A 20,189-nucleotide genomic window follows, 5' to 3' on the forward strand; every position below is an offset into this window, starting at 1 on the left:
TCGAGGTCCGGAGGACGCCTCAGGCGACCGGCAGGGCCTCGGCCGTCGACCCTCCGGCGCGCTCCCGCTCCTTGAGGACCTTCTGGTCGTGACGCTTGATCGTCGGCTCCCCCTCGCGCAGCTGCGAGTACAGCGGAGCGGCGATGAAGACGGTGGACCAGGTGCCGACGAGGATGCCGATGAGCAGCGCGAGCGAGATGTCGCGCAGCGTGTCGGCGCCGAGCACGCCCGCGCCGATGAACAGGATCGCCGCGACTGGCAGCGCCGCGACCACGCTCGTGTTGATCGAACGGACCAGCGTCTGGTTCACGGCGAGGTTGACGGACTCGGCGAACGTGCGACGCGATTCCTGGCCGTCCTCTGACGTGTTCTCGCGGATCTTGTCGAAGACCACGACGGTGTCGTACAGGGAGTAGCTGAGGATCGTCAGGATGCCGATCACCGCTGCCGGGGTCACCTCGAAGCCGACCGCCGCGTAGAGGCCGGCGGTCACGATCAGGTCCCCGAGGAGCGACAGGATCGCCGCGAGCGACATCTTCCAGGTTCGGAAGTACAACGCCATGATGACGGCGGCCAGCAGCAGGAAGGCGAGGAGGCCGAGGAGCGCCTGGCGCGTGATGTCCGCGCCCCAGCTCGCGCCGATGAACGACGACGTGACCTCGGATTCGGGTACGCCGTACGCGTCCGCGAGGACGGTCGTGAGCTCCCGTGACTCCGCCTGCTCGAGCTGGTCGGTCTGCACGCGCACGCCGTCATCGCCGACGATCGTCACGCGCGCGACCGCACCCGGGACCACCTCGGCGACCGCGTCGATCGCCGGCTGCTCGGTCGCGTTCGCGACGCCGACGATCTGGAACTGCGAACCGCCGCGGAACTCGATGCCGAAGTTGAAGCCGCGGACGACGGGCACCAGGGCGGAGAGGATGATGAGCACGGCGGCGATGGTGTACCACTTCTTGCGCCCGCCGACGAAGTTGAACGAGCGCTTGCCCGTGTAGAGGTCGTTGCCGAACGTGGTGAGTCGGTTGGCCATCAGGACTCCTTGCTCTCGCCGGCGCCGACGGTGGCGTCGGCCTGCGCTGCCTTGCGTTCGGCGATGGTCTGGCGCTTCTGCGCCTCACGCGAACTGGATGCCGCCTTCTTCGCCGGGACGGCGACCGGCTTGCGGAACTCCGCGCGCCCACGGTAGACGGCACCGAGTGCCTGGGGGTCGAGGCCCGACCAGGAGTGCCCGCTGGAGAAGAACCGCGTCTGGGCGAGCAGCTGCAGCATGGGGTGCGTGAAGAGGATCACGACGATGACGTCGATGATCGTGGTGAGACCGAGCGTGAACGCGAAGCCTCGCACGCTGCCGACGGCGAGGACGTACAGCACGACCGCCGCGAGCAGGTTCATCGACTTCGACGACAGGACGGTGCGCAGCGCGCGCTTCCAGCCGGCCTCGACGGCGCCGACGAGCGGTCGCCCGTCGCGCAGCTCGTCTCGGACGCGCTCGAAGTACACGATGAACGAGTCGGCGGTGAAGCCGATCGCCACGATGAGGCCCGCGATGCCGGCCAGCGACAGTCGATAGCCCTGGTACCAGCCGAGGATCGTGATCATCAGGTACGTGATCACCCCCGCGATGATCAGCGAGGCGATGGTGACGGTTCCGAGCGCACGGTACTGGAACAGCGTGTAGATCACGACGAGGATGAGGCCGATGATGCCCGCGATGAGGCCCGACTGGAGCTGCGAGGTACCGAGGGTCGCGGAGATCGTGTCGGAGGACTGCACCTCAAAGCTGATCGGCAGGGCGCCGAACTTCAGCTGGTCGGCGAGGGCCTCGGACGACTCCTGCGTGAAGTTGCCCGTGACCTGGGGGCGGCCGTCGGTGATGATGCCGTTCATCTGCGGCGCGGAGAGCACCGCGCCGTCGAGCACGAACGCGAACTGGTCGCGCGGCGTCTGGCCGTTCAGGGCGAAGAGCCGTTGGCTGACCTCGGAGAACGCCTCGGTGCCGCGGTCGTTGAAGACGATGTTGACGGCCCACTGGCCCGTGGTCGCACCGGTCTGCGTCTGGACCATGCCGTTCGTGGCGTCGACGATGTCCTCGCCGCTGACCTCGACCGGTCCGAGCAGGTACTTGATGGTGCGCGTCGAGTCGCAGGTGACCAGCGGCTCGTCGGAGGGCGCGACGTTCGCGCCGCTCTCGTCGATCGCCGCGCAGTCGAAGGTGTCGAACTCGTCCTGCAGGGCCGGCGTCACCCAGTTCGGGTCGCTCGCATCGGTGGGCTCGACGCTCGGTGTCGCCGAGAGTTCCTCCTCCTCCGCGCCGTCGGTCGGCTCCGGGCTCTCGCTCGGGTCGATCAACTGGTTGGCCGCGGCGTCCGCGAGCAGCACGGGCCGGAGTTCGAGCTTGGCCGACGACTCGATCCGGTTGCGCGTCTGCTCGTCGAGCTCCCCAGGGATCGCCACGACGACGTTCTGGCCGCCCTGCGTCGTGATGTCGGCCTCGGAGACGCCGGAGGCGTCGACGCGCTGGCGGATGATCGAGACCGCCTGGTCGAGCTGCTCCTGCGAGACGGATTCACCGTCGGCGAGTTGCGGCGCGAGGATGATCTGCGTGCCGCCCTCGAGGTCGAGCGCCAGCTTCGGCGTCCACGAACCACCGCCCCAGATGACGCCGGCCGCGTTGATGCCGAACAGCGCGACGATGATGACGCCGAGCCAGGTCAGTGATCGCACGGCCTTGCGGACGGGCGTCGGTCGCGAGGACCGCTTGGATGGTGCAGCCACAGTTGTGCCTTCTCTGCAGGGAGCCCGCGCAGCATCGCGCGGGCAGAGCTATGGGGTGGGCCTCAGTCGTCCGACTTCTTGGTGTCGGGCGTCTCGTCGTTCGGCGACTCGTCGGCGCGCTCACCGAACTCGGGCTCACCGTCGATCGCGGCCGTCGCCTCGGCAGGGGCGTCGACCGGCTCGACCACGCGGGCGATCGTCTGGCGGTGCACCGTGAGGACGGTGCCCGGCGAGGACTCGAGCTCGACCCGGTTCTCCTCCTCGTCGATCGAGAGGATCGTGCCGAACACCCCGAAGTTCGTCATCACCGTCGCGCCCGGCGCCACCTTCGACTGCAGTTCACGTGCCTCGGCCTGACGCTTGCGCGAGTTCCGGAACATGAAGAAGATCAGGACCGCCAGGACGGCGAGCATGATGAGAGTCAGCGGATCAAGGACCATGGGGTGGGAACCTTCCGGTGTGCGCACGATGCGCACGATAAGGGGCGGGGTGGCCGGAGCCTCAAAGGATTATAGGTCATCGATCGGCAACGCCACCGCGGCGCCTTCAGCCTCGCGCACGAGTCCGAAGTGCCGCCAGGCGCCGGGCGTCGCCATCCGACCGCGCGGGGTCCTCGTGATGAGCCCGATCCGCACGAGGAACGGCTCGACGACCGCCTCGATCGTCTCTGCCTCCTCGCCCACCGACACGGCCAACGTGTTGAGGCCGACCGGACCACCGCCGAACCTCGTGAGGATCGTCATCATCACGGCGCGATCGAGCCGATCGAGTCCGAGCGGGTCGACGTCGTACAGTTCGAGCGCGGCGCGCACGGCGTCGACGTCGGCCCTCCCGCCGTGGACGAGCGCGTAGTCGCGCACGCGCCGGAGCAGCCGGTTCGCGATGCGCGGCGTGCCGCGGCAGCGCCCGGCGATCTCGGCGATCGCCGTCCGGTCGATGTCGAGCCCGAGCAGCACGGCCGCGCGGCCGAGGACCTGCTCGAGCTCCGCTTCGTCGTAGAACTCCAGGTGGGCGGTGAAGCCGAAGCGGTCGCGCAGCGGGTTCGGCAGCAGGCCCGCGCGCGTGGTCGCACCGACCAGGGTGAACGGGGCGAGGTCGAGCGGAACCGACGTCGCGCCGGCGCCCTTGCCGACCATGATGTCGATCCGGAAGTCCTCCATCGCGAGGTAGAGCATCTCCTCGGCGGACCGCGCCATCCGATGGATCTCGTCGATGAAGAGCACCTCGCCGGGCACCAGCGAGGACAGGATGGCGGCGAGGTCGCCGGCGTGCTGGATCGCGGGACCGCTCGACATGCGCAGCGGGCGTCCGCCCTCGTGCGCGACGATCATCGCGAGCGTGGTCTTGCCGAGCCCCGGGGGGCCGGCGAGCAGGATGTGGTCGGGGGTCCGCTGCTGCATCGCCGCGGCCGAGAGCAGCAACTGCAGCTGCCCGCGCACGCGCGTCTGACCCACGAACTCCTCGAGGCTCTTCGGCCGCAGCGCACCCTCGAATGCGAGCTCGGCCTCGGAGGCGAGCTCGGGGTCGGTCAGGTCGAGGTCGTCATCGGTCATCGCGCCCGCACCCCCTGCTGCGCCGGGCCGAGCCGGGCGAGCGTGAGCCGCAGCAGCACCGGCACGGAGGTCGCTGCGGCGTCATCGGCGGTCTCGAGCGTCTCGGCGAGCGCCTCGCCGGCGAGCTTCTCGGACCAACCGAGCCCGGTGAGCGCCGCGAGCACGTCGTCGGCCACGCCCCCGGTCGCGACCGACGCGCCGACGGCGGAGGAGGCCGGCGCGACGAGCTTGCCCGCGAGGGAGACCGTGATGAGCTTGGCGGTCTTCGGGCCGATGCCGCTCACCCGGCGGAACGCGGCGTCGTCGTCCTCCTGGACGGCTCGTGCGACATCGGTCGGCGCCATCGCGGACAGGACGCCGAGGGCGGACTTCGGACCGACGCCGGTGACCCCGATCAGGAGTTCGAAGACCTCGAGCTCGTCTCGCGTGGCGAACCCGAACAGCGTCAGCGAGTCCTCGCGGACGACCAGCGAGGTGTGCACGAGCACCTCGTCGCCGACCCGGCTCGCGAGCACGAACGCGGGCGTCGCGTTCACGAGATAGCCGACCCCGGACACCTCGACGACGAGCGAACTGCCGGAGGCCTGCAGCACGCGGCCGCGGAGGGAGGAGATCACTCCTTCACCCTACGGGCTGCCCCCGACACGGCGGCGGCGCGCTCGGCGGTGAGCCATGCCCGCTGCGCGGGCGTGAGCGGACCCCCGGAACCGTCGCGTCCGCTGCGCGCCGCGGCGGCGCCGGACCGGGCATCGGCGATCGCCGCGCCGGCCGCTCCCCCGGTCCGCCAGGCGTGGCAGATCGCGAGGGCGAGCGCGTCCGCGGCATCCGCCGGCTTCGGCACCGACTCGAGCCCGAGGATCCGGGCGACCATCGCACCGACCTGGGCCTTGTCGGCACGTCCGTAGCCGGTGATCGCCGCCTTCACCTCGCTCGGGGTGTGCAGCGCGACCGGCAGCACGCGGCGGGCGGCGATGAGCATCGCGACGCCCGAGATCTGGGCGGTGCCCATGATCGTCGAGACGTCGGACCGTGCGAACACGCGCTCGAGCGCGACCGCCTGCGGGCGGTGCTCCTCGAGGATCGCCTCGAGTCCGTCGGCGATGCGCGCCAGGCGGCGCGGCGTGTCGAGGTCGGCGGGCGAGCGCAGCACGACGACGTCGACGAGCTTCGCCGTGCGGTTCGGCTCGACGTCGACCACGCCCACGCCGCAGCGCGTGAGTCCGGGGTCGATGCCGAGCACGCGCACGGCGACCGGCCTAGTCCTCGGCCTCGAGTTCGGCCTGCACCTCGGGGCTCAGGTCGAAGTTGCTGTAGACGTTCTGCACGTCGTCGCTGTCCTCCAGCGCATCGATGAGCCGGAACACCTTGCGCGCGGTGTCGGCGTCGATCTCGACCTTGAGGTTCGGCACGAACTCGACGTCGGCCGACTCGTAGTCGAGGCCCGCCTCCTGCAGCGCCTTGCGGGTCTCCACCATCGCAGACGGGTCGGTGATGACCTCGAAGCCCTGCGCGTGCGGCTCGATCTCCTCGGCACCGGCCTCGAGCGCCGCCATCATGACGTCGTCCTCGGTCGTGCCCTCGCCGGTGACGACGATCACGCCCTTGCGGGTGAAGTTGTAGGCGACCGAACCCGGGTCCGCCAGCGTGCCGCCGTTGCGGTTGAGGCCGGTGCGGACCTCCGCGGCGGCGCGGTTCTTGTTGTCGGTGAGCACCTCGATCATGAGGGCGACGCCGTTGGGGCCGTACGCCTCGTAGGTGATGTTCTGGTATTCGACCGCCTCGCCGCCGATGCCGGCGCCGCGCTTGATGGCGCGATCGATGTTGTCGTTCGGGACCGACGTCTTCTTGGCCTTCTGCACCGCGTCGTACAGGGTCGGGTTGCCGTTCAGGTCGGCGCCGCCGAGCTTGGCCGCGACCTCGATGTTCTTGATGAGCTTGGCGAACGACTTCGCACGGCGCGCGTCGATGACGGCCTTCTTGTGCTTGGTCGTCGCCCACTTGGAATGCCCGGACATGCCTCTCCCGTCACGGTGGTTCTGTACCCCGACATTCTAGGCCAGTACCTCTTCCGGGCCCGGCGCGCGCGCGGGGTGGGCGCACGAGAAGACGGATGCCCCGGGGCCGCTACGCCGCGGCGCCCGCCGCCGCGCGCACCTTGCCCAGGAAGTACTCGTGGAAGCGGTGGTCGCCCTGGATCTCCGGGTGGAAGCTCGTGCCGATGAGGTTGCCCTGCTCGACCGCGACCACCCGCCCGTCGGCCAGCGAGGCGAGCGGCGTGGCGCGCGGACCCACCGATTCGACCACCGGCCCGCGGATGAACACGGCGCGCACCGGCGGCTCGCCGAGCGCCGGCACGTCGAGTTCGGTCTCGAAGGACTGGTTCTGCGACCCGAAGGCGTTCCGGCGCACGACCACGTCGAGCCCGCCGAGGTTCTGCTGGCCGTCGATCGTGTCGAGCAGGGTGTCGGCGATCATGATGAGCCCGGCGCACGTGCCGTAGACGGGAAGTCCCTCGGCGATCCGCCGCTTGAGCGGCTCGGCGACGCCGAACGATCGCGAGAGCTTGTCCATCACGGTCGACTCGCCGCCGGGGATCACGAGGCCGTCGATACCCTCCACGTCCTCGGGACGCCGCACGAGCACGACGCGCGCGCCGAGCTCGCCGAGCACGCGCGCGTGCTCGCGGAAGTCCCCCTGGAGGGCGAGGACGCCGACGGTCGGCCCCGCGGCATCCGTCGCCCCCAGGGACTCGTCGCGGAGACTCACCATCCGCGCTCGGCGAGGCGGTGCGGAGCGGGCAGGTCGCCGACGTTGATGCCGACCATGGCCTCGCCGAGCCCGCGCGACACCTCGGCGACGACCTTGGGGTCGTCGTAGAACGTGGTGGCCTTGACGATGGCGGCCGCACGCTGCTCGGGGTTGCCCGACTTGAAGATGCCCGATCCGACGAACACGCCGTCGGCGCCGAGCTGCATCATCATCGCGGCGTCCGCCGGGGTGGCGACGCCGCCGGCGGTGAAGAGGACGACGGGGAGCTTGCCGGTCTGCGCGACCTCGAGCACGAGCTCGTACGGCGCCTGGAGCTCCTTCGCGGCGACGTACAGCTCGTCGCGCGTCATCGACTTCAGCTGGTTGATCTCCGAGGTGATCTTGCGGATGTGCTTGGTGGCCTCCGAGACGTCGCCCGTGCCGGCCTCGCCCTTGGAGCGGATCATCGCCGCGCCCTCGTTGATGCGGCGGAGCGCCTCGCCCAGGTTCGTCGCACCGCAGACGAAGGGCGTGGTGAAGCCCCACTTGTCGATGTGGTTGACGTAGTCGGCGGGCGAGAGCACCTCGGACTCGTCGATGTAGTCGACGTCGAGCGCCTGGAGGACCTGCGCCTCGACGAAGTGGCCGATGCGCGCCTTCGCCATGACCGGGATGGAGACCTCGGCGATGATCGCCTCGATGAGGTCGGGGTCGCTCATGCGGGCGACGCCGCCCTGCGCGCGGATGTCGGCGGGAACGCGCTCGAGGGCCATGACGGCGACGGCGCCGGCGTCCTCGGCGATGCGCGCCTGCTCGGGCGTGACGACGTCCATGATGACGCCGCCCTTCAGCATCTCGGCGAGGCCGCGCTTCACGCGGCTCGAGCCGGTCTCGGACGTGCTCATCGGTGGTTCCCTTCGACGGATGGCGCGCGCTCGCGCAACGTGGCGGACAAGGCGTTGGCTTGACCTAGGCCAAAAGATAGCATGGACCGAGTCCTCCTCCCCGAACAGTGATGGATCATGACATGACCCTCGAGATCACCGGCAGCTCGGCCGCGGACATCGCCGCGAGCGTGCGCGCCCTGATCGAGCGCGGGGCGCTGCGTCCCGGAGATGCGCTGCCGCCCGTGCGCAACCTCGCGGACGATCTCGGCGTCAACCGGAACACCGCCGTCGCGGCCTATCGGCAGCTCACCACCGCGGGCGTGGTCGTCACGCGCGGCCGCGGCGGAACGCGCGTGGCCGATCGATCGGCCGTCGCCCAGGAGGGGTTCGCCGCCGACAGCGTGCTCCGCGACGTCGCGACGGGCAACCCCGACCCCGACCTCATCCCCGACCCGTCCCGCGCACTCGCGGGCATGGCCGGCCGGCCCGTGCTCTACGGCGAGCCGGTCGTCGACCCCGGCCTCGAGCGGTGGGCCCGCGACTGGGTCGGCGACGACCTCGCGCCGTCAGAGGTACGACTCACCATCACCAGCGGCGCGGCCGACGCGGTCGAGCGGCTCCTCGCCCAGGCGCTCGTCCGCGACGACGCCGTCGCGCTCGAGGATCCGTGCTTCCTCACGAGCATCCACACCGTCCGGGTCGGCGGCTACCGCCCCGTGCCCGTCCCGGTGGACGACGAGGGCATGACCGTCGCGGGGCTGCGTGCCGCGCTCGAACAGGGCGTGCGTGCGGTCGTGTGCACGCCCCGCGCGCAGAACCCGACGGGTGCGAGCCTCTCCGAGCGCCGCGCCGAGGAACTGCGTGCCGTCCTGCGCGAGCACCCGTACGTGCTCGTCATCGAGGACGACCACTTCTCGATGCTCTCGCGCCGCCCGTACCGCTCGCTCATCGGGCCCGAGCACCGTCGCTGGGCGCTCGTGCGCTCGGTGTCGAAGTTCCTCGGCCCCGACATGTGCCTCGCGGTGACCGCGTCCGATCCCGAGACCGCCGACCGGCTCGCGATGCGGCTCACGCCGGGCACCACGTGGGTGAGCCACCTCCTCCAGCGCCTGACGCTCGCGCTCGTGACCGACCCCGACGTCGACGCGGACATCGCGGCGGCCGGCGCGCACTACGCCGCACGAAACGACGCGTTCGCCGGACGCCTCACCGAGCTCGGCCTGCCCACGACGGCGGGCGACGGCCTCAACCTCTGGGTCGCCCTGCCGGTTCCGGCTCGCGACGTGTCGGAGCAGCTGATGCGCCGCGGCTGGCTCGTGCGGACGGGCGACGAGTTCGTGCTCGCGGATGCTCCGGCGACGCACCGCCTTCGACTCACCGTCCACGATCTCTCCGACGCCGACGCCGAGCGGCTCGCCACCGACCTCGCCGCGGCCGTCCGCGCCGCCGGAGGACGTCCGGCTCCGGCGGGGATGGAATGATCGACGGGTGAAGGTCCTCTCGATCCAGTCCGCCGTGGCGTACGGCCACGTCGGCAACTCCGCCGCCGTCTTCCCGCTCCAGCGCATCGGCGTCGAGGTGATGCCCGTCTACACGGTCAACTTCTCCAACCACACGGGCTACGGCGCGTGGCGCGGCCCCCTGATCAGCCCCGACGACGTCCGCGAGGTGATCGCGGGCATCGAGGACCGGGGGGCGTTCCCGGCGATCGACGTCATCCTCTCCGGCTACCAGGGCTCCGAGGGCATCGCCGACGTCATCCTCGACGCGGTCGCCCGCATCAAGTCCGCCAACCCCGACGCGGTCTACTCGTGCGATCCGGTCATGGGCAATGCGAAGAGCGGATGCTTCGTGGCGCCGGCCATCCCCGTCCTGCTGCGCGATCACGTCGTGCCCGCCGCCGACCTCATCACGCCGAACCAGTTCGAACTCGGCTACCTCACGGGCACCGAGCCCGACTCGCTGGAGACGACGCTCGAGTCGGTCGAGCTCGCACGCGCCTCCGGACCGCGGACCGTGCTCGTCACGAGCGTCGAGCGACCCGACCGCGAGGACGGCACGATCGAGATGCTCGCGGTCGACGACGACGGCGCCTGGATCGTGCAGACGCCGCTGCTGCCCATGAAGGCCAACGGCTCGGGGGATGTCACGGCGGCGCTGTTCTCCGCGCACTACCGCCGCACCGGCGACGCGGCCGACGCGCTCGCCCGCACGGCGTCGAGCGTCTTCGACCTGCTCGCGAACACGCACGAGTCCGGAGAGCGCGAACTGCGGCTCATCGAGTCCCAGGAGTCGTACGCGAACCCGCAGATGCAGTTCGAGGTCCGACGGGTCCGCTGACCGAGGGCTCAGCGCGGCCAGGCCTCCGCGATCTCCTCGCGCACCTCGCCGAGGAGCCGCGGAAGCGCCTTCGTGCCGGCGATGATCGGGAAGAAGTTCGCGTCGAGCGCCCACCTCGGCACGATGTGCTGGTGCAGGTGCTCGGCGATGCCTGCGCCGGCGATCCGGCCCTGGTTCATGCCGATGTTGAACCCGTCGCAGCGCGACACCTGCTTCACGGTGCGCATCGCGACCTGCGTGAGCTCGCCGATCTCGGCGACCTCCTCGGGCGTCGCCTCGTCGTAGGTCGCGACATGGCGGTAGGGGCAGACCAGCAGGTGCCCGCTGTTGTACGGGTAGAGGTTGAGGAGCACGTAGGCGTGCTCGCCGCGCGCGACGATGAGCGACTGCTCGTCGCTGAGCTCCGGCGCTCGGCAGAAGGGGCACGCGTGCTCGTCGGGCTGCTGCCCGTGCTGGATGTAGACCAGCCGGTGCGGGGTCCAGAGCCGCTGGAACGCGTCGGGGACGCCCGCCAGGTCGGCCGCGCCATCCGTCGGCACGCCCTCGAACTCGCCGGGCCCGTAGGAATCGGTCATGCGAACAGGTCGTCCCGGGTGGTCACCTGACGACGATCGGCGATCGCGTCGAGGATCCGACGCTCGGCGTCGGCGATCGGCACGCCGTTCTCCTGCGTGCCGTCGCGGAAGCGGAAGCTCACCGTCTCGCCGGTGCGGTCGTTCTCGCCCGCGATGAGCTGGATCGGCACCTTCTGCGTGGTGTGGGTGCGGATCTTCTTCTGCATGCGGTCATCGCTCGTGTCGAGCTCGGTGCGCACGCCCGCACCCGCGAGCTGCGTGAGGATGCCGCCGAGGTAGGGCGCGTACTCGTCGGCGACCGGGATCCCGACGACCTGCACCGGCGAGAGCCAGAGCGGGAACGCGCCCGCGTAGTGCTCGGTGAGCACCCCGAAGAAGCGCTCGATCGACCCGAACTTCGCCGAGTGGATCATGACCGGCTGCTGGTGCGTGCCGTCGGCGGCCGTGTACTCGAGGCCGAAGCCCTCGGGCTGGTTGAAGTCGTACTGGATCGTCGACATCTGCCAGGTGCGGCCGATGGCGTCGCGCGCCTGCACGGAGATCTTCGGGCCGTAGAACGCCGCGCCGCCCGGGTCCATCACGAGCTCGAGCCCGGACGCCTCGGCGACGTCGCGCAGCACGTTCGTCGCGACCTCCCACTGCTCGTCGGTGCCCTTGAACTTGTCGGAGTCGGCATCGCGCGTGGAGAGCTCGAGGTAGTAGTCGTCGAGGCCGAAGTCGCGGAGCAGGCCGAGCACGAAGTTCAGCAGGTGCTCGATCTCGGCGGGCGCCTGCTCGGGCGTGACGTAGCTGTGCGAGTCGTCCTGCGTGAGCCCGCGCACGCGCGTGAGGCCCTGCACGACGCCCGACTTCTCGTACCGGTAGACGGTGCCGAACTCGAAGAACCGCAGCGGCAGCTCGCGGTACGAGCGCCCTCGGGAGCGGTAGATGAGGTTCTGCATCGGGCAGTTCATCGCCTTGAGGTAGTACTCGCTGTTCTCGAGCTCCATCGGCGGGAACATCGTGTCCTTGTAGTACGGCAGGTGGCCGGACAGCTCGAAGACGTGCGCCTTCGTGATGTGCGGGGTCGAGACGTACTGGAACCCCTCCTCGATGTGGCGCCGGCGGACGTAGTCCTCCATCTCGCGCTTGATGACGCCGCCCTTGGGGTGGAACACGGGCAGGCCCGAGCCGATCTCGTCGGGGAAGCTGAAGAGGTCGAGCTCGACGCCGAGCTTGCGGTGGTCGCGGCGTGCGGCCTCCTCGAGGCGGTGCTGGTACGCGCGCAGCTCGTCCTTGGTCGGCCAGGCGGTGCCGTAGATGCGCTGCAGCTGCGGGTTCTTCTCCGACCCGCGCCAGTAGGCCGCGGCGACGCGCATGAGCGCCCATCCATTGCCGATCATCCGGGTGCTCGGCAGGTGCGGGCCCCGGCAGAGGTCCTTCCAGGCGACCTCGCCGGTCCTCGGGTCGACGTTGTCGTAGATCGTGAGCTCGGCGCCGCCGACCTCGACCGACTCGTTGTCGTCCTGGCCGCCCTCGCCGCCGGTGGGGTGGCCCTTGAGCCCGATGAGCTCGAGCTTGTACGGCTCAGCGGCGAGTTCCGCGCGGGCCTCGTCGTCGGTCACGACGCGCCGGACGAAGCGTTGGCCCGAACGGACGATCCGCGCCATCTCCTTGTCGAGGACCTTGAGGTCCTCGGGCGTGAACGGCTCGGCGACGTCGAAGTCGTAGTAGAAGCCGTCGGTCACGGGCGGCCCGATGCCGAGCTTCGCGTCTGGGTTGACCTTCTGCACGGCCTGCGCGAGCACGTGAGCGGTCGAGTGGCGGAGGATCGCGAGCCCGTCGGGCGAGTCGATCGTGACGGGCTCGACGACGTCGGTGTCGCTCACCGTCGTCGCGAGGTCCTTCAGCTCGCCGTTGACGCGCATCGCGACAACGGATCGATCGGTGAAGAGCTCGAAGCCGTCGGCCAAGTGGATCCACTCCCCTGCTGTGTGAGACGCAACCACTCAACTGTAGTCGCGCCCGGGAGACCCTCGGCACGGGGCGCCGGTCGTCCCATCGGATCCGGACAGCGCTCCTCGGGCAGACCGCGGTCTCGCGCTCAGCGATCGACGGGCTCGCTCGACGTGTCCACCGCCGCGATGCTGAACTCGTCGGTGAACGCGCCGACGGCCGGCACGAAGTCGGCGTCGAGCGCCGACCGTGAGAGCCCCACGCGGAGGTTGCCCCACGACGGCTCCGCATTCGCCCCCGACCAGGCGACGAAGTAGGCCGCCTCCCGGTCGTCGGAATGGACGTCGCGCAGTGACGTGCCACCCGTGCCGACCGTGACGAATACCGCTCCTGCGCCCTGTTCGAGATGATCACCGTCGTCGACGATGCAGTCCACGCCGATCTCGTCCGGAGCGATCGATTCGCAGCGCGGGCCGTGCCCGAGCTGGGCGGTGCGCTGGTACAGATGCTCATGTCCGCTGATCACGAGATCCGCTCCCGCCGAGACCAGCAGGTCCGCGATCTCGGGGCCCGGGTCGCACTCGTAGTTGCCGACCGAGAGGCACGGCTTGTGCATCCCGACGATCACCCAGGGGATGCCGGACGTCCGCGCACCCTCGATCGCCCGCCGGGTCCACGCCGAACGCTGGCTGCCGTCGGCGTACGACCACGCGCCGTCGTCGAACGTGATGCCCGGGGAGATCATCACGAGTCGCGCGAGCGGGGCGTCGGCGGGCACGTCCACGTAGTACTGGCGTGCGTACTCCCCCACCATCCCGGGCAGCCGCTCGGGGAGGCACTCGGCGAATGCGTCGATATGGCCGTCGAGCCCATCGGACTCGTGATTGCCGGAGATGAGCTGGAAGGGGAATCCCGCCCCGACGTGCCCGGTCACGAACGCGCACCACGCAGGCTCCTCCCCCGGGTCGCCGTACGAGAGGTCGCCGAGGGCGATGTGGAACTCGGCGCCGAGGACGGGAACCTGCGCAAGCGTCGCCCCGGCTTCCGGCGTCGACCCGATATCCCCGGAGGCCGTGAACGCGATCCCAGCGGTCGGCTGCTCCTCGAACGCTCGCTGGTCCGGCGCCGGCGGGCCAGCACACGCGCCCAGCAGCAGGATCACGGTGACACCCAGCCCGGATGCCGCGCTCCCTCGGTGTCGCACGCCGGCCATGCTCAACTGTACGACCGCAGTCGCCGTCGCCCACGAACTCGCCGACAGGCGGCCCCCGCGCCCCCCGAATCGGGATATTGCATCACTGGCTCGGCGCCTGCCACGCTGCTCGCGGGAGGAGATACCGAGGTTTCCTCAGAATATGGAGCGTGGTCATGAATCGCACCGCCCTGCTTCACGCCGTCGCCGCCGTCGCCGCGGTGATCCTGGTCGCCGCGGGAGGCGCGGCGGCACAGGCCCACGACGACGTCCCGATCGAACTGCCCACGGGCGCCCTGCTGCCCGATGTCGTCGAGGAGGTCCCGCACCACCTGCAGATCCAGAACACGCAGCAGCGCGAATCGCTCCGGTTCTCGACGACCCACATCAACATCGGCGTGGGCAACCTCCAGATCCGCGGAGGCGGCCAGGTCGAGCCGTGCGAGATCGACGGGCAGTCCTACGCGGAGTGCACGATCGCGACGCAGGAGATCCTCGACGCGAGCGGTGACGTGGTCGCCACGCACGAAGCCGGCGCAGCCGTCTTCCACCCCCAGCACAACCACTGGCACCAGTCCGCGGTGGCGCTGTTCGACATCCGGAGCCCCGGCCCCGGCCAGGTCACCGACGACCCTGCCGAGATGACCGGGATCTGGTCCGAGGGAGTGAAGATCACCTTCTGCTTCGTGGACATCGAGTTCATCGGAGAGACCGGAGCCCTGAAGAAGGAGAAGCCGCGCACCTACTTCGAGTGCAACGGGGACCTGCAGGGACTCGCGTCCTGGTGGGCCGACTCGTATCACCAGTCGACTCCGTTGCAGGAACTCGACGTCACGGACATCCCGGACGGCGAGTACTACCTCACGCACCTCGCCGACCCCGACGACCATTGGATCGAGTCGGACGAGACGAACAACTTCACGTGGGTGAAGTTCCGGCTCACGCGCACGAGCTCGAACGCGAAGGTCGAGGTGCTCGACCAGTCGCCGTGCGTCCCCGAGGTGATCTGCGGCTTCGGCGGCAACCCCTGACCCGCGGAACGACGAAGGCCCCGGCATCTGCCGGGGCCTTCGTGCTGGTGGGCGATACTGGGATCGAACCAGTACGCACGCCCTCCGGCACCCTCCGCGTGAACACTGGGCAATCCCCCCGAATCCCGCGTCATCACTGGGCGAGACGGCCGTCCGCGGTAGACTCATTAGTGGACACAACAACCCGCAACTCCCCACCCGTTAGGGCACGTTGGGGCACGCGGGGGGCACGGAAGGGGCCGGGACGATGACGACACGGAAGCGCTCGCGGGCGGGCTGGGGCAAGATTCGGCGGCTGCCGTCCGGCCGGTATCAGGCATCCCACATCGGGCTCGACGGGCTCCGCTACACCGGGCCGATCACGTACACCGCGAAGATCGACGCGCAAGCATGGCTCGCCGCGCAGCACGCCGCAATCGCCGCGGGCACATGGACCTCCGCCGCCGCCCGGGCCGACCTCGACGCTGCGCGCGCGGTCACGCTGGGCGACTACGCCGCGCGCTGGCTCGCGGAGCGCACGAATGCGAAGGGCGAACGGCTCCGCCCTCGCACCGTCGCCGAGTACCGGCGGCTGCTCGACGGCCCCCTCGCCCCGCTCACCGGGGTGGCGCTCTGGCAGGTCACGCCCGCCGTCATCCGGTCGTGGCGGAGCGCGCTGCTCGACACCGGGCGGGCGACGACGACGGCCCGCGCGTACGGGCTGCTCAACGCGATCATGGGCACCGCCGCCGCCGACGGGCTGATCCCGGCGAACCCCTGCACGATCCGCGGCGGACAGTCCACGACGACCGGCCGCGCCGTGGACCCGCCGACCGACGACGAACTCGACACGATCGCCGACGCGATCCCCGCCCGGTTCCGCGCGCTCGTGCTGCTCGCCGCGTGGGGCGGGCTCCGGTACGGCGAAGCGACCGAACTCCGCCGCCGGGACGTGCTCGTGCTCCCCGACGGCGAGATTCGCGTCCGGGTCGAACGGGCCGTCACGAACCTCCGCGGCGGGTTCCACGTCGGCCCCCCGAAGTCCGCCGCCGGGGTCCGCGTGGTCACCCTGCCGCCGCACGTCGGCCCGGCCGTGCTCGCGCACCTGTCCGACTACGTCGGACGCTTCCCCGATTCGCTGCTGTTCCCCGCCGCGCTCGACGGTTCCACGCACCTGCCGCAATCGTCGTTCTGGCGACACTGGGACCGCGCCCGCCGGGCCGCCGACCGGGCCGACCTCCCGTTCCACGCGCTCCGGCACTTCGCGGGCACCCGTTACGCGCAAGCCGGGGCGACGCTCCGCGAGACGATGACCCGGCTGGGCCACTCAACCCCGGCGGCGGCCATGCGCTACCAGCACACGACCGGCCGCGACGCCGACCTCGCCGCCCGGATGAGCACGCCCCGCAAGGCGCGCAAGTAGCCCCGACACGCCCGGGGCTGCCCGGGGCTGCCGTGCGCGCCCAAAATCGGGACGATTGGCAAAACCCCTGATCCGGGACGGACTCTGCACCGTTAGTTCGCTCGCATCCGACGAACAAACCCCCGCCCGGACCACATTCGTGCTGTCCGGCAACGGGCGCATGCTAGACGCATGAACAGGAAAGTCCCCACCCCGCCCCCACTGGCCCCGCCGTGGGAGTCGATGAATGAAGCCGCCGCGCGTACGGGCGTGAGCCCGAAGACGATCCGCCGTTGGATCGCCGCGGGTGTCCTGCCCGCCTCCCGCATCGGCCCGCGGATGATCCGCCTCCGCCCGGTCGACGTGGACGCGCTGGTAACGCCCGTCACCGTCCAGCCGACCACCCCCGCGAAGTCGAAGCGCTGACCGTGCCCGACCGCCCCGCCGCCCTCGACGCCCTCACGCCCCGCCGTGCTGGCGCGATCGTCGCGCTCATCGAGTTGGCATGGGCGCGACTCGATGACGGGCGGCTGCCGTCGGACGTCAGCGAAGCGGACGCGCTCGCGCTGCTCGGAGCACGCCGTCTCGCCGACCTCGAACACGTCGGGCTGATCGAACGCATCGACGGCCGGGTCACGCTGTCGCTCAACGCGATCGACGCCGCCCTCGACGACACCCCCGGAGGGGGTGAGGTTCGATGAGCGCCCGTTCCGTCCGCCGGGCCGCGATCCGCGAAGCGCACCGCCGGATCGCCGACATGGCGCGCGCGGGAACGCCGCTGACGAATCACGAACGATGGGTGCTGCTCGCGCTCGCCGAGCATGTCGGGGCCGACGGCCGCACGCCGCCGATGACGAACGCCGAGTTGGCCGCCGCCGCCCGCCGGGTCGGGCTCCGCGAAGCGCTGCGAGGGGGGCCGTCGTGAGCGTCCGCCTCTACAACCGGATCACGGCCAATCGTGACCTCACGCTCCCCGACGGCCGCGTGGTCGCCCTCCGGCACCCGGAGAAATCCGTGCTGCTCGCGCTCGCCATGTTCTACAACGACCGCGAGGGCTACGCGTGGCCGACCGTCCGGGCGATTGCGGATGTGTGCTCGTGCAGTGAAGACACCGTCGAACGCTCCACGCGCACCCTCGAACTCCACGGCGTCATCGTCCGGGTTGCGGAGTACAACCCCGACACCGGAGCCCGCGTCGGTACGTGGTACTTCTTCCCGTGGTACGGCCCGAAGCCGCCCGCCCGCACCGTGACCCGACCCCACGCGTTCGACGTTCACGGGAAGCGCGAGACGGAAGCCGATTGGGCGACGCGATGACCCCTGATCCGGCACCCCGACCCCCTAACCCGCTCACAGCGGCCCCCCCACCCGCTGACAGCGGGTTAGGCCCCCCCGCTGACAGCGGGTACAAGAGAACAGGAAGTAGTAACGACATGAGAACGACAGCGCACCGCATCCGCGATGCGCGAGACGAATCCCGGAATACTCGGGCATCGTCGCTGCTCTCCGAAGCCGTCTCACGCTCACGCGAGACGACACGCGAAACGCTTTCGACTCCGGCTCACGCTCACGACGTGACCACCCCCCAACCCCCCATTCCGCGGGGCCCCCTTCCCCCCGCCCTCGACTCCCGGCCCGGGGAAGGGTCCCCTCCGGTCCCGGGCCGGGTCCCCGCGGGCGGGCTGACCGGTGCCGCCCGCCCGTGGTCGAACTCGAAGGGGGCCGCGGATGCTCGCGCCGTCGGATGATCCTCGCGCCGCCGACCGTGTCGCCGCGCACGCCGCCGCCGAGCATGTCCCGTCGCCCGCCCCCCGCCGCCGCCGCCGCGGGCTGACGCCCTATGAGGCCGCCGTGCATGTCGGCTGGGACCTCGCCGCCGAACGGGTCCCCGGGCTGGGCCGCTGCTGGGAGTGGCGCGGCCCCCTCGACCGGGACGGCTACGGGCGGGTGCGGGTTGCGAACCGCTGGCACGCCGTCCACCGGCTCATGCTCGCGCACCGTCTCGAAACGGCGGGTGACATGCTGGGCGACCGGCTCGCCCTCCACCGGTGCAACAACCGGCGATGCGTCCGCCCCGACCACCTGCGGCCCGGCACCGCCGCCGACAACGCCGCCGATCGTGACGGCCGCGGCCCCGACGCCCCACCCCTGGCCCTGTTCTGAACCCCACCCGGAAGGAAACGACCATGACCGTGAACCGCTCCCGCTTCGACCGGGCGCACGCCGACGTGCGCGCCACGTTCGACACGTACCGCGCGCTCCGCGACGCCCTCGACCCCGACGACCGGCTCACCGCCGACGGCCGCCGTGCCGAACTCGCCGACCGTGTCGCCGCCGCCGGGCTCACCGGCCGTCTCGACGCCGCCCGTGCCGCCGTGCTCGACGCCGTCGAATCCGCCGACCGCGACGCCGCCGCCGTCCGCGCGACGCTGCTCCCGCCCCGCCTCACCGGCATGGACGCCGTCGCCGCCGAACTCCGCGCACAGCGGGTGTGGGCGCGCACCGTCCGCGGGCTCGACGGGCTCGACGATTCCGCCGCCTACCTCGCCGCCCTCGACCGGCTCCGCGACGCCGACCCGGAGACGCGGGCCGTGCTGCTCGAAGAGGTCCCCGCGTACCTCGCCGCCCGCGGCCACGACGCCCGCGGCATCGACGACGGCATCGACCGCGTGCTCCGGGACGTGTCGCCCGACTACGCCGCCGCCCTCGCTCACGCCCGCTGGGCGGCCCGCGCCGCACAGACCGTGACCGCTGGCGAGGGGGCCGTCCGCGCCGCCCTCGACGGCACCGGCTCCGACGACGCCGTGATGATCCAGGCCGGCGGCATCGTCCCCGACCCGCCCGCGACGACCGAACCGGCCGCACCGTCGGACCGTGTCGGCGCACGGATCGCGGAAATCACCGCCACCATGCCCACCGCTGCGCCCGCTGCGCCCGCTGCGGCATCCTGAAACCCCCTCCCGCTCCCGCCGGATGCATCATGGGCTTGCCGCGGCGGAGCGGAGGGCGGGGCCGTCCCCCTCCCGGGTCCGGCCCCAACAGATCGGGCCGGGTCGATGCGGCGGAACTCAGGCGTCGCGGAGCCGCCGCCCGCCGCTCCCCGGCCCGGTCCCGACTACCCCGGAAGGGGGCAACGGACATGACCGACGACACGCATTCCGGCGACACTCGGCGGGGCGCGCGGGATCGAATGCGACTCGCCGCGAACGAACGGAGCGCCCGCGCGCTCGACATGCGGCTCGCGGGTGCGACGTACGCCGACATCGCCGCCGAACTCGGCTACCGCGACCGGGCGGGGGCACACAAAGCCGTCACCCGCTGGCTCGAACGCGAACCGCGGGCCGCCGCCGCCGAACTCCGGGACGCGGAACTCGCACGGCTCGACCGGCTGCTCACGTCCGCCATGCCCGCCGCCCTCGAAGGTGACTGGGCCGCCGCCCGGGTTGTGCTCCGTACGATCGAGTTGCGCTCGCGGCTGCTCGGGCTGCTCGAAGCGCCCGCCCCGGCCTACGATCACGCGATCGGGGACGTGTTCGCGGCCATGCTCGTGTCCGCACAGTCTTTCGCCGATCAGTACGGTTCCGCCGGTCCGCCGTCCGTCGTGCTCCCCCTCGAACGTGGTGAATGACAATCGCGTAGTTCTGCCCGCCAGACGCCGCCTACGCCGTTTTGAGCGGGTTCTGCGCCGAGCGCAAGTCAGGGAGCCTAGGTGTGGTAGTTGGGCGCGCACACGGGCGCACACCGCCAAGAACGTCGGCGTGCAATGCAG

At 71.0% G+C, this 20,189-nt stretch carries 23 protein-coding genes; 11 read left to right on the plus strand and 12 right to left on the minus strand.

Annotated elements, in window-relative coordinates; translation table 11 throughout:
• Nucleotides 1-19: 19 nt before the first annotated feature.
• The 9 genes from secF to pdxS all read right to left on the minus strand — a co-directional run bounded on the left by secF (nt 20) and on the right by pdxS (nt 7,984).
• Complete coding sequence (secF, locus tag ACFVHK_RS11780; RefSeq protein WP_376928965.1) at nt 20-1,033, minus strand: protein translocase subunit SecF; 1,014 nt, start codon at nt 1,031-1,033, stop codon at nt 20-22.
• Nucleotides 1,033-2,778 carry a protein translocase subunit SecD gene (secD, locus tag ACFVHK_RS11785; protein ID WP_376928966.1) on the minus strand — a complete coding sequence of 582 codons (1,746 nt, stop codon included), beginning with the start codon at nt 2,776-2,778 and terminating at the stop codon, nt 1,033-1,035. Before secD ends, secF begins: the two co-directional genes overlap by 1 nt.
• 62 nt (nt 2,779-2,840) lie before the next feature.
• Nucleotides 2,841-3,218 carry a preprotein translocase subunit YajC gene (gene yajC / locus ACFVHK_RS11790; RefSeq protein ID WP_129233894.1) on the minus strand — a complete coding sequence of 126 codons (378 nt, stop codon included), beginning with the start codon at nt 3,216-3,218 and terminating at the stop codon, nt 2,841-2,843.
• A gap of 69 nt (nt 3,219-3,287) precedes the next feature.
• Nucleotides 3,288-4,331 carry a Holliday junction branch migration DNA helicase RuvB gene (gene ruvB, locus ACFVHK_RS11795; protein WP_129233896.1) on the minus strand — a complete coding sequence of 348 codons (1,044 nt, stop codon included), beginning with the start codon at nt 4,329-4,331 and terminating at the stop codon, nt 3,288-3,290.
• Complete coding sequence (ruvA, locus tag ACFVHK_RS11800) at nt 4,328-4,948, minus strand: Holliday junction branch migration protein RuvA (RefSeq protein ID WP_376928967.1); 621 nt, start codon at nt 4,946-4,948, stop codon at nt 4,328-4,330. Before ruvA ends, ruvB begins: the two co-directional genes overlap by 4 nt.
• On the minus strand, nt 4,945-5,577 hold the full coding sequence (gene ruvC / locus ACFVHK_RS11805) for a crossover junction endodeoxyribonuclease RuvC (RefSeq protein ID WP_376928968.1): 633 nt from the start codon (nt 5,575-5,577) through the stop codon (nt 4,945-4,947). Before ruvC ends, ruvA begins: the two co-directional genes overlap by 4 nt.
• A 10-nt stretch (nt 5,578-5,587) precedes the next feature.
• The gene (locus tag ACFVHK_RS11810; RefSeq protein WP_376928969.1) at nt 5,588-6,346 is read right to left on the minus strand and encodes a YebC/PmpR family DNA-binding transcriptional regulator; all 759 of its coding nucleotides are present in this window, start codon (nt 6,344-6,346) and stop codon (nt 5,588-5,590) included.
• Nucleotides 6,347-6,455: 109 nt separating this feature from the next.
• A complete protein-coding gene (gene pdxT, locus ACFVHK_RS11815) occupies nt 6,456-7,100 on the minus strand; it encodes a pyridoxal 5'-phosphate synthase glutaminase subunit PdxT (protein WP_376928970.1) in 645 nt (214 codons plus the stop codon).
• Nucleotides 7,094-7,984 carry a pyridoxal 5'-phosphate synthase lyase subunit PdxS gene (pdxS, locus tag ACFVHK_RS11820; RefSeq protein WP_154347553.1) on the minus strand — a complete coding sequence of 297 codons (891 nt, stop codon included), beginning with the start codon at nt 7,982-7,984 and terminating at the stop codon, nt 7,094-7,096. The genes pdxT and pdxS overlap by 7 nt, the downstream gene beginning before the upstream one ends.
• Nucleotides 7,985-8,106: 122 nt before the next feature.
• Between pdxS and ACFVHK_RS11825 the strand changes: the two genes are divergently transcribed.
• On the plus strand, nt 8,107-9,447 hold the full coding sequence (locus tag ACFVHK_RS11825; protein ID WP_376928971.1) for an aminotransferase class I/II-fold pyridoxal phosphate-dependent enzyme: 1,341 nt from the start codon (nt 8,107-8,109) through the stop codon (nt 9,445-9,447).
• Between the two features lie 7 nt (nt 9,448-9,454).
• Complete coding sequence (gene pdxY, locus ACFVHK_RS11830; protein ID WP_376928972.1) at nt 9,455-10,306, plus strand: pyridoxal kinase PdxY; 852 nt, start codon at nt 9,455-9,457, stop codon at nt 10,304-10,306.
• Nucleotides 10,307-10,314: 8 nt separating this feature from the next.
• Here pdxY and ACFVHK_RS11835 read toward each other — a convergent pair whose 3' ends face one another.
• The 3 genes from ACFVHK_RS11835 to ACFVHK_RS11845 form a co-directional block, all read right to left on the minus strand.
• Nucleotides 10,315-10,881 (minus strand): HIT family protein, encoded by a 567-nt coding sequence (locus ACFVHK_RS11835; protein ID WP_129232992.1) that lies wholly within the window; start codon nt 10,879-10,881, stop codon nt 10,315-10,317.
• Complete coding sequence (gene thrS / locus ACFVHK_RS11840) at nt 10,878-12,788, minus strand: threonine--tRNA ligase (protein ID WP_376929122.1); 1,911 nt, start codon at nt 12,786-12,788, stop codon at nt 10,878-10,880. The genes ACFVHK_RS11835 and thrS overlap by 4 nt, the downstream gene beginning before the upstream one ends.
• Nucleotides 12,789-12,964: 176 nt before the next feature.
• Entirely contained in the window at nt 12,965-14,029 is a 1,065-nt protein-coding gene (locus ACFVHK_RS11845) for a metallophosphoesterase (RefSeq protein WP_376928973.1), read from the minus strand.
• A 155-nt stretch (nt 14,030-14,184) separates the two neighbouring features.
• Here ACFVHK_RS11845 and ACFVHK_RS11850 point away from each other — a divergent pair, with 155 nt between their 5' ends.
• The 9 genes from ACFVHK_RS11850 (at nt 14,185) to ACFVHK_RS11890 (ending at nt 20,048) form a co-directional block, all read left to right on the plus strand.
• Nucleotides 14,185-15,039: a lysyl oxidase family protein gene (locus tag ACFVHK_RS11850; protein WP_376928974.1), complete on the plus strand. Its 855-nt coding sequence runs from the start codon at nt 14,185-14,187 to the stop codon at nt 15,037-15,039.
• Between the two features lie 247 nt (nt 15,040-15,286).
• On the plus strand, nt 15,287-16,441 hold the full coding sequence (locus ACFVHK_RS11855; RefSeq protein ID WP_376928975.1) for a tyrosine-type recombinase/integrase: 1,155 nt from the start codon (nt 15,287-15,289) through the stop codon (nt 16,439-16,441).
• A 222-nt stretch (nt 16,442-16,663) separates the two neighbouring features.
• Nucleotides 16,664-16,846: a helix-turn-helix domain-containing protein gene (locus tag ACFVHK_RS11860; protein ID WP_376929123.1), complete on the plus strand. Its 183-nt coding sequence runs from the start codon at nt 16,664-16,666 to the stop codon at nt 16,844-16,846.
• A gap of 2 nt (nt 16,847-16,848) precedes the next feature.
• Complete coding sequence (locus ACFVHK_RS11865) at nt 16,849-17,121, plus strand: hypothetical protein (protein ID WP_376928976.1); 273 nt, start codon at nt 16,849-16,851, stop codon at nt 17,119-17,121.
• The gene (locus ACFVHK_RS11870; protein WP_376928977.1) at nt 17,118-17,345 is read left to right on the plus strand and encodes a hypothetical protein; all 228 of its coding nucleotides are present in this window, start codon (nt 17,118-17,120) and stop codon (nt 17,343-17,345) included. The genes ACFVHK_RS11865 and ACFVHK_RS11870 overlap by 4 nt, the downstream gene beginning before the upstream one ends.
• Nucleotides 17,342-17,737, plus strand: a complete 396-nt coding sequence (locus ACFVHK_RS11875; protein WP_376928978.1) for a helix-turn-helix domain-containing protein — start codon at nt 17,342-17,344, stop codon at nt 17,735-17,737. The genes ACFVHK_RS11870 and ACFVHK_RS11875 overlap by 4 nt, the downstream gene beginning before the upstream one ends.
• Nucleotides 17,738-18,148: 411 nt before the next feature.
• Nucleotides 18,149-18,583, plus strand: a complete 435-nt coding sequence (locus ACFVHK_RS11880) for a hypothetical protein (protein ID WP_376928979.1) — start codon at nt 18,149-18,151, stop codon at nt 18,581-18,583.
• A gap of 23 nt (nt 18,584-18,606) precedes the next feature.
• Nucleotides 18,607-19,371, plus strand: a complete 765-nt coding sequence (locus ACFVHK_RS11885) for a hypothetical protein (RefSeq protein ID WP_376928980.1) — start codon at nt 18,607-18,609, stop codon at nt 19,369-19,371.
• 281 nt (nt 19,372-19,652) lie between these two features.
• Nucleotides 19,653-20,048, plus strand: a complete 396-nt coding sequence (locus ACFVHK_RS11890) for a hypothetical protein (protein WP_376928981.1) — start codon at nt 19,653-19,655, stop codon at nt 20,046-20,048.
• Nucleotides 20,049-20,189: the final 141 nt, after the last annotated feature.

The organism is Agromyces binzhouensis (assembly GCF_042672355.1).
In the GTDB taxonomy this organism is placed as follows: Bacteria; Actinomycetota; Actinomycetes; order Actinomycetales; family Microbacteriaceae; genus Agromyces; species Agromyces binzhouensis.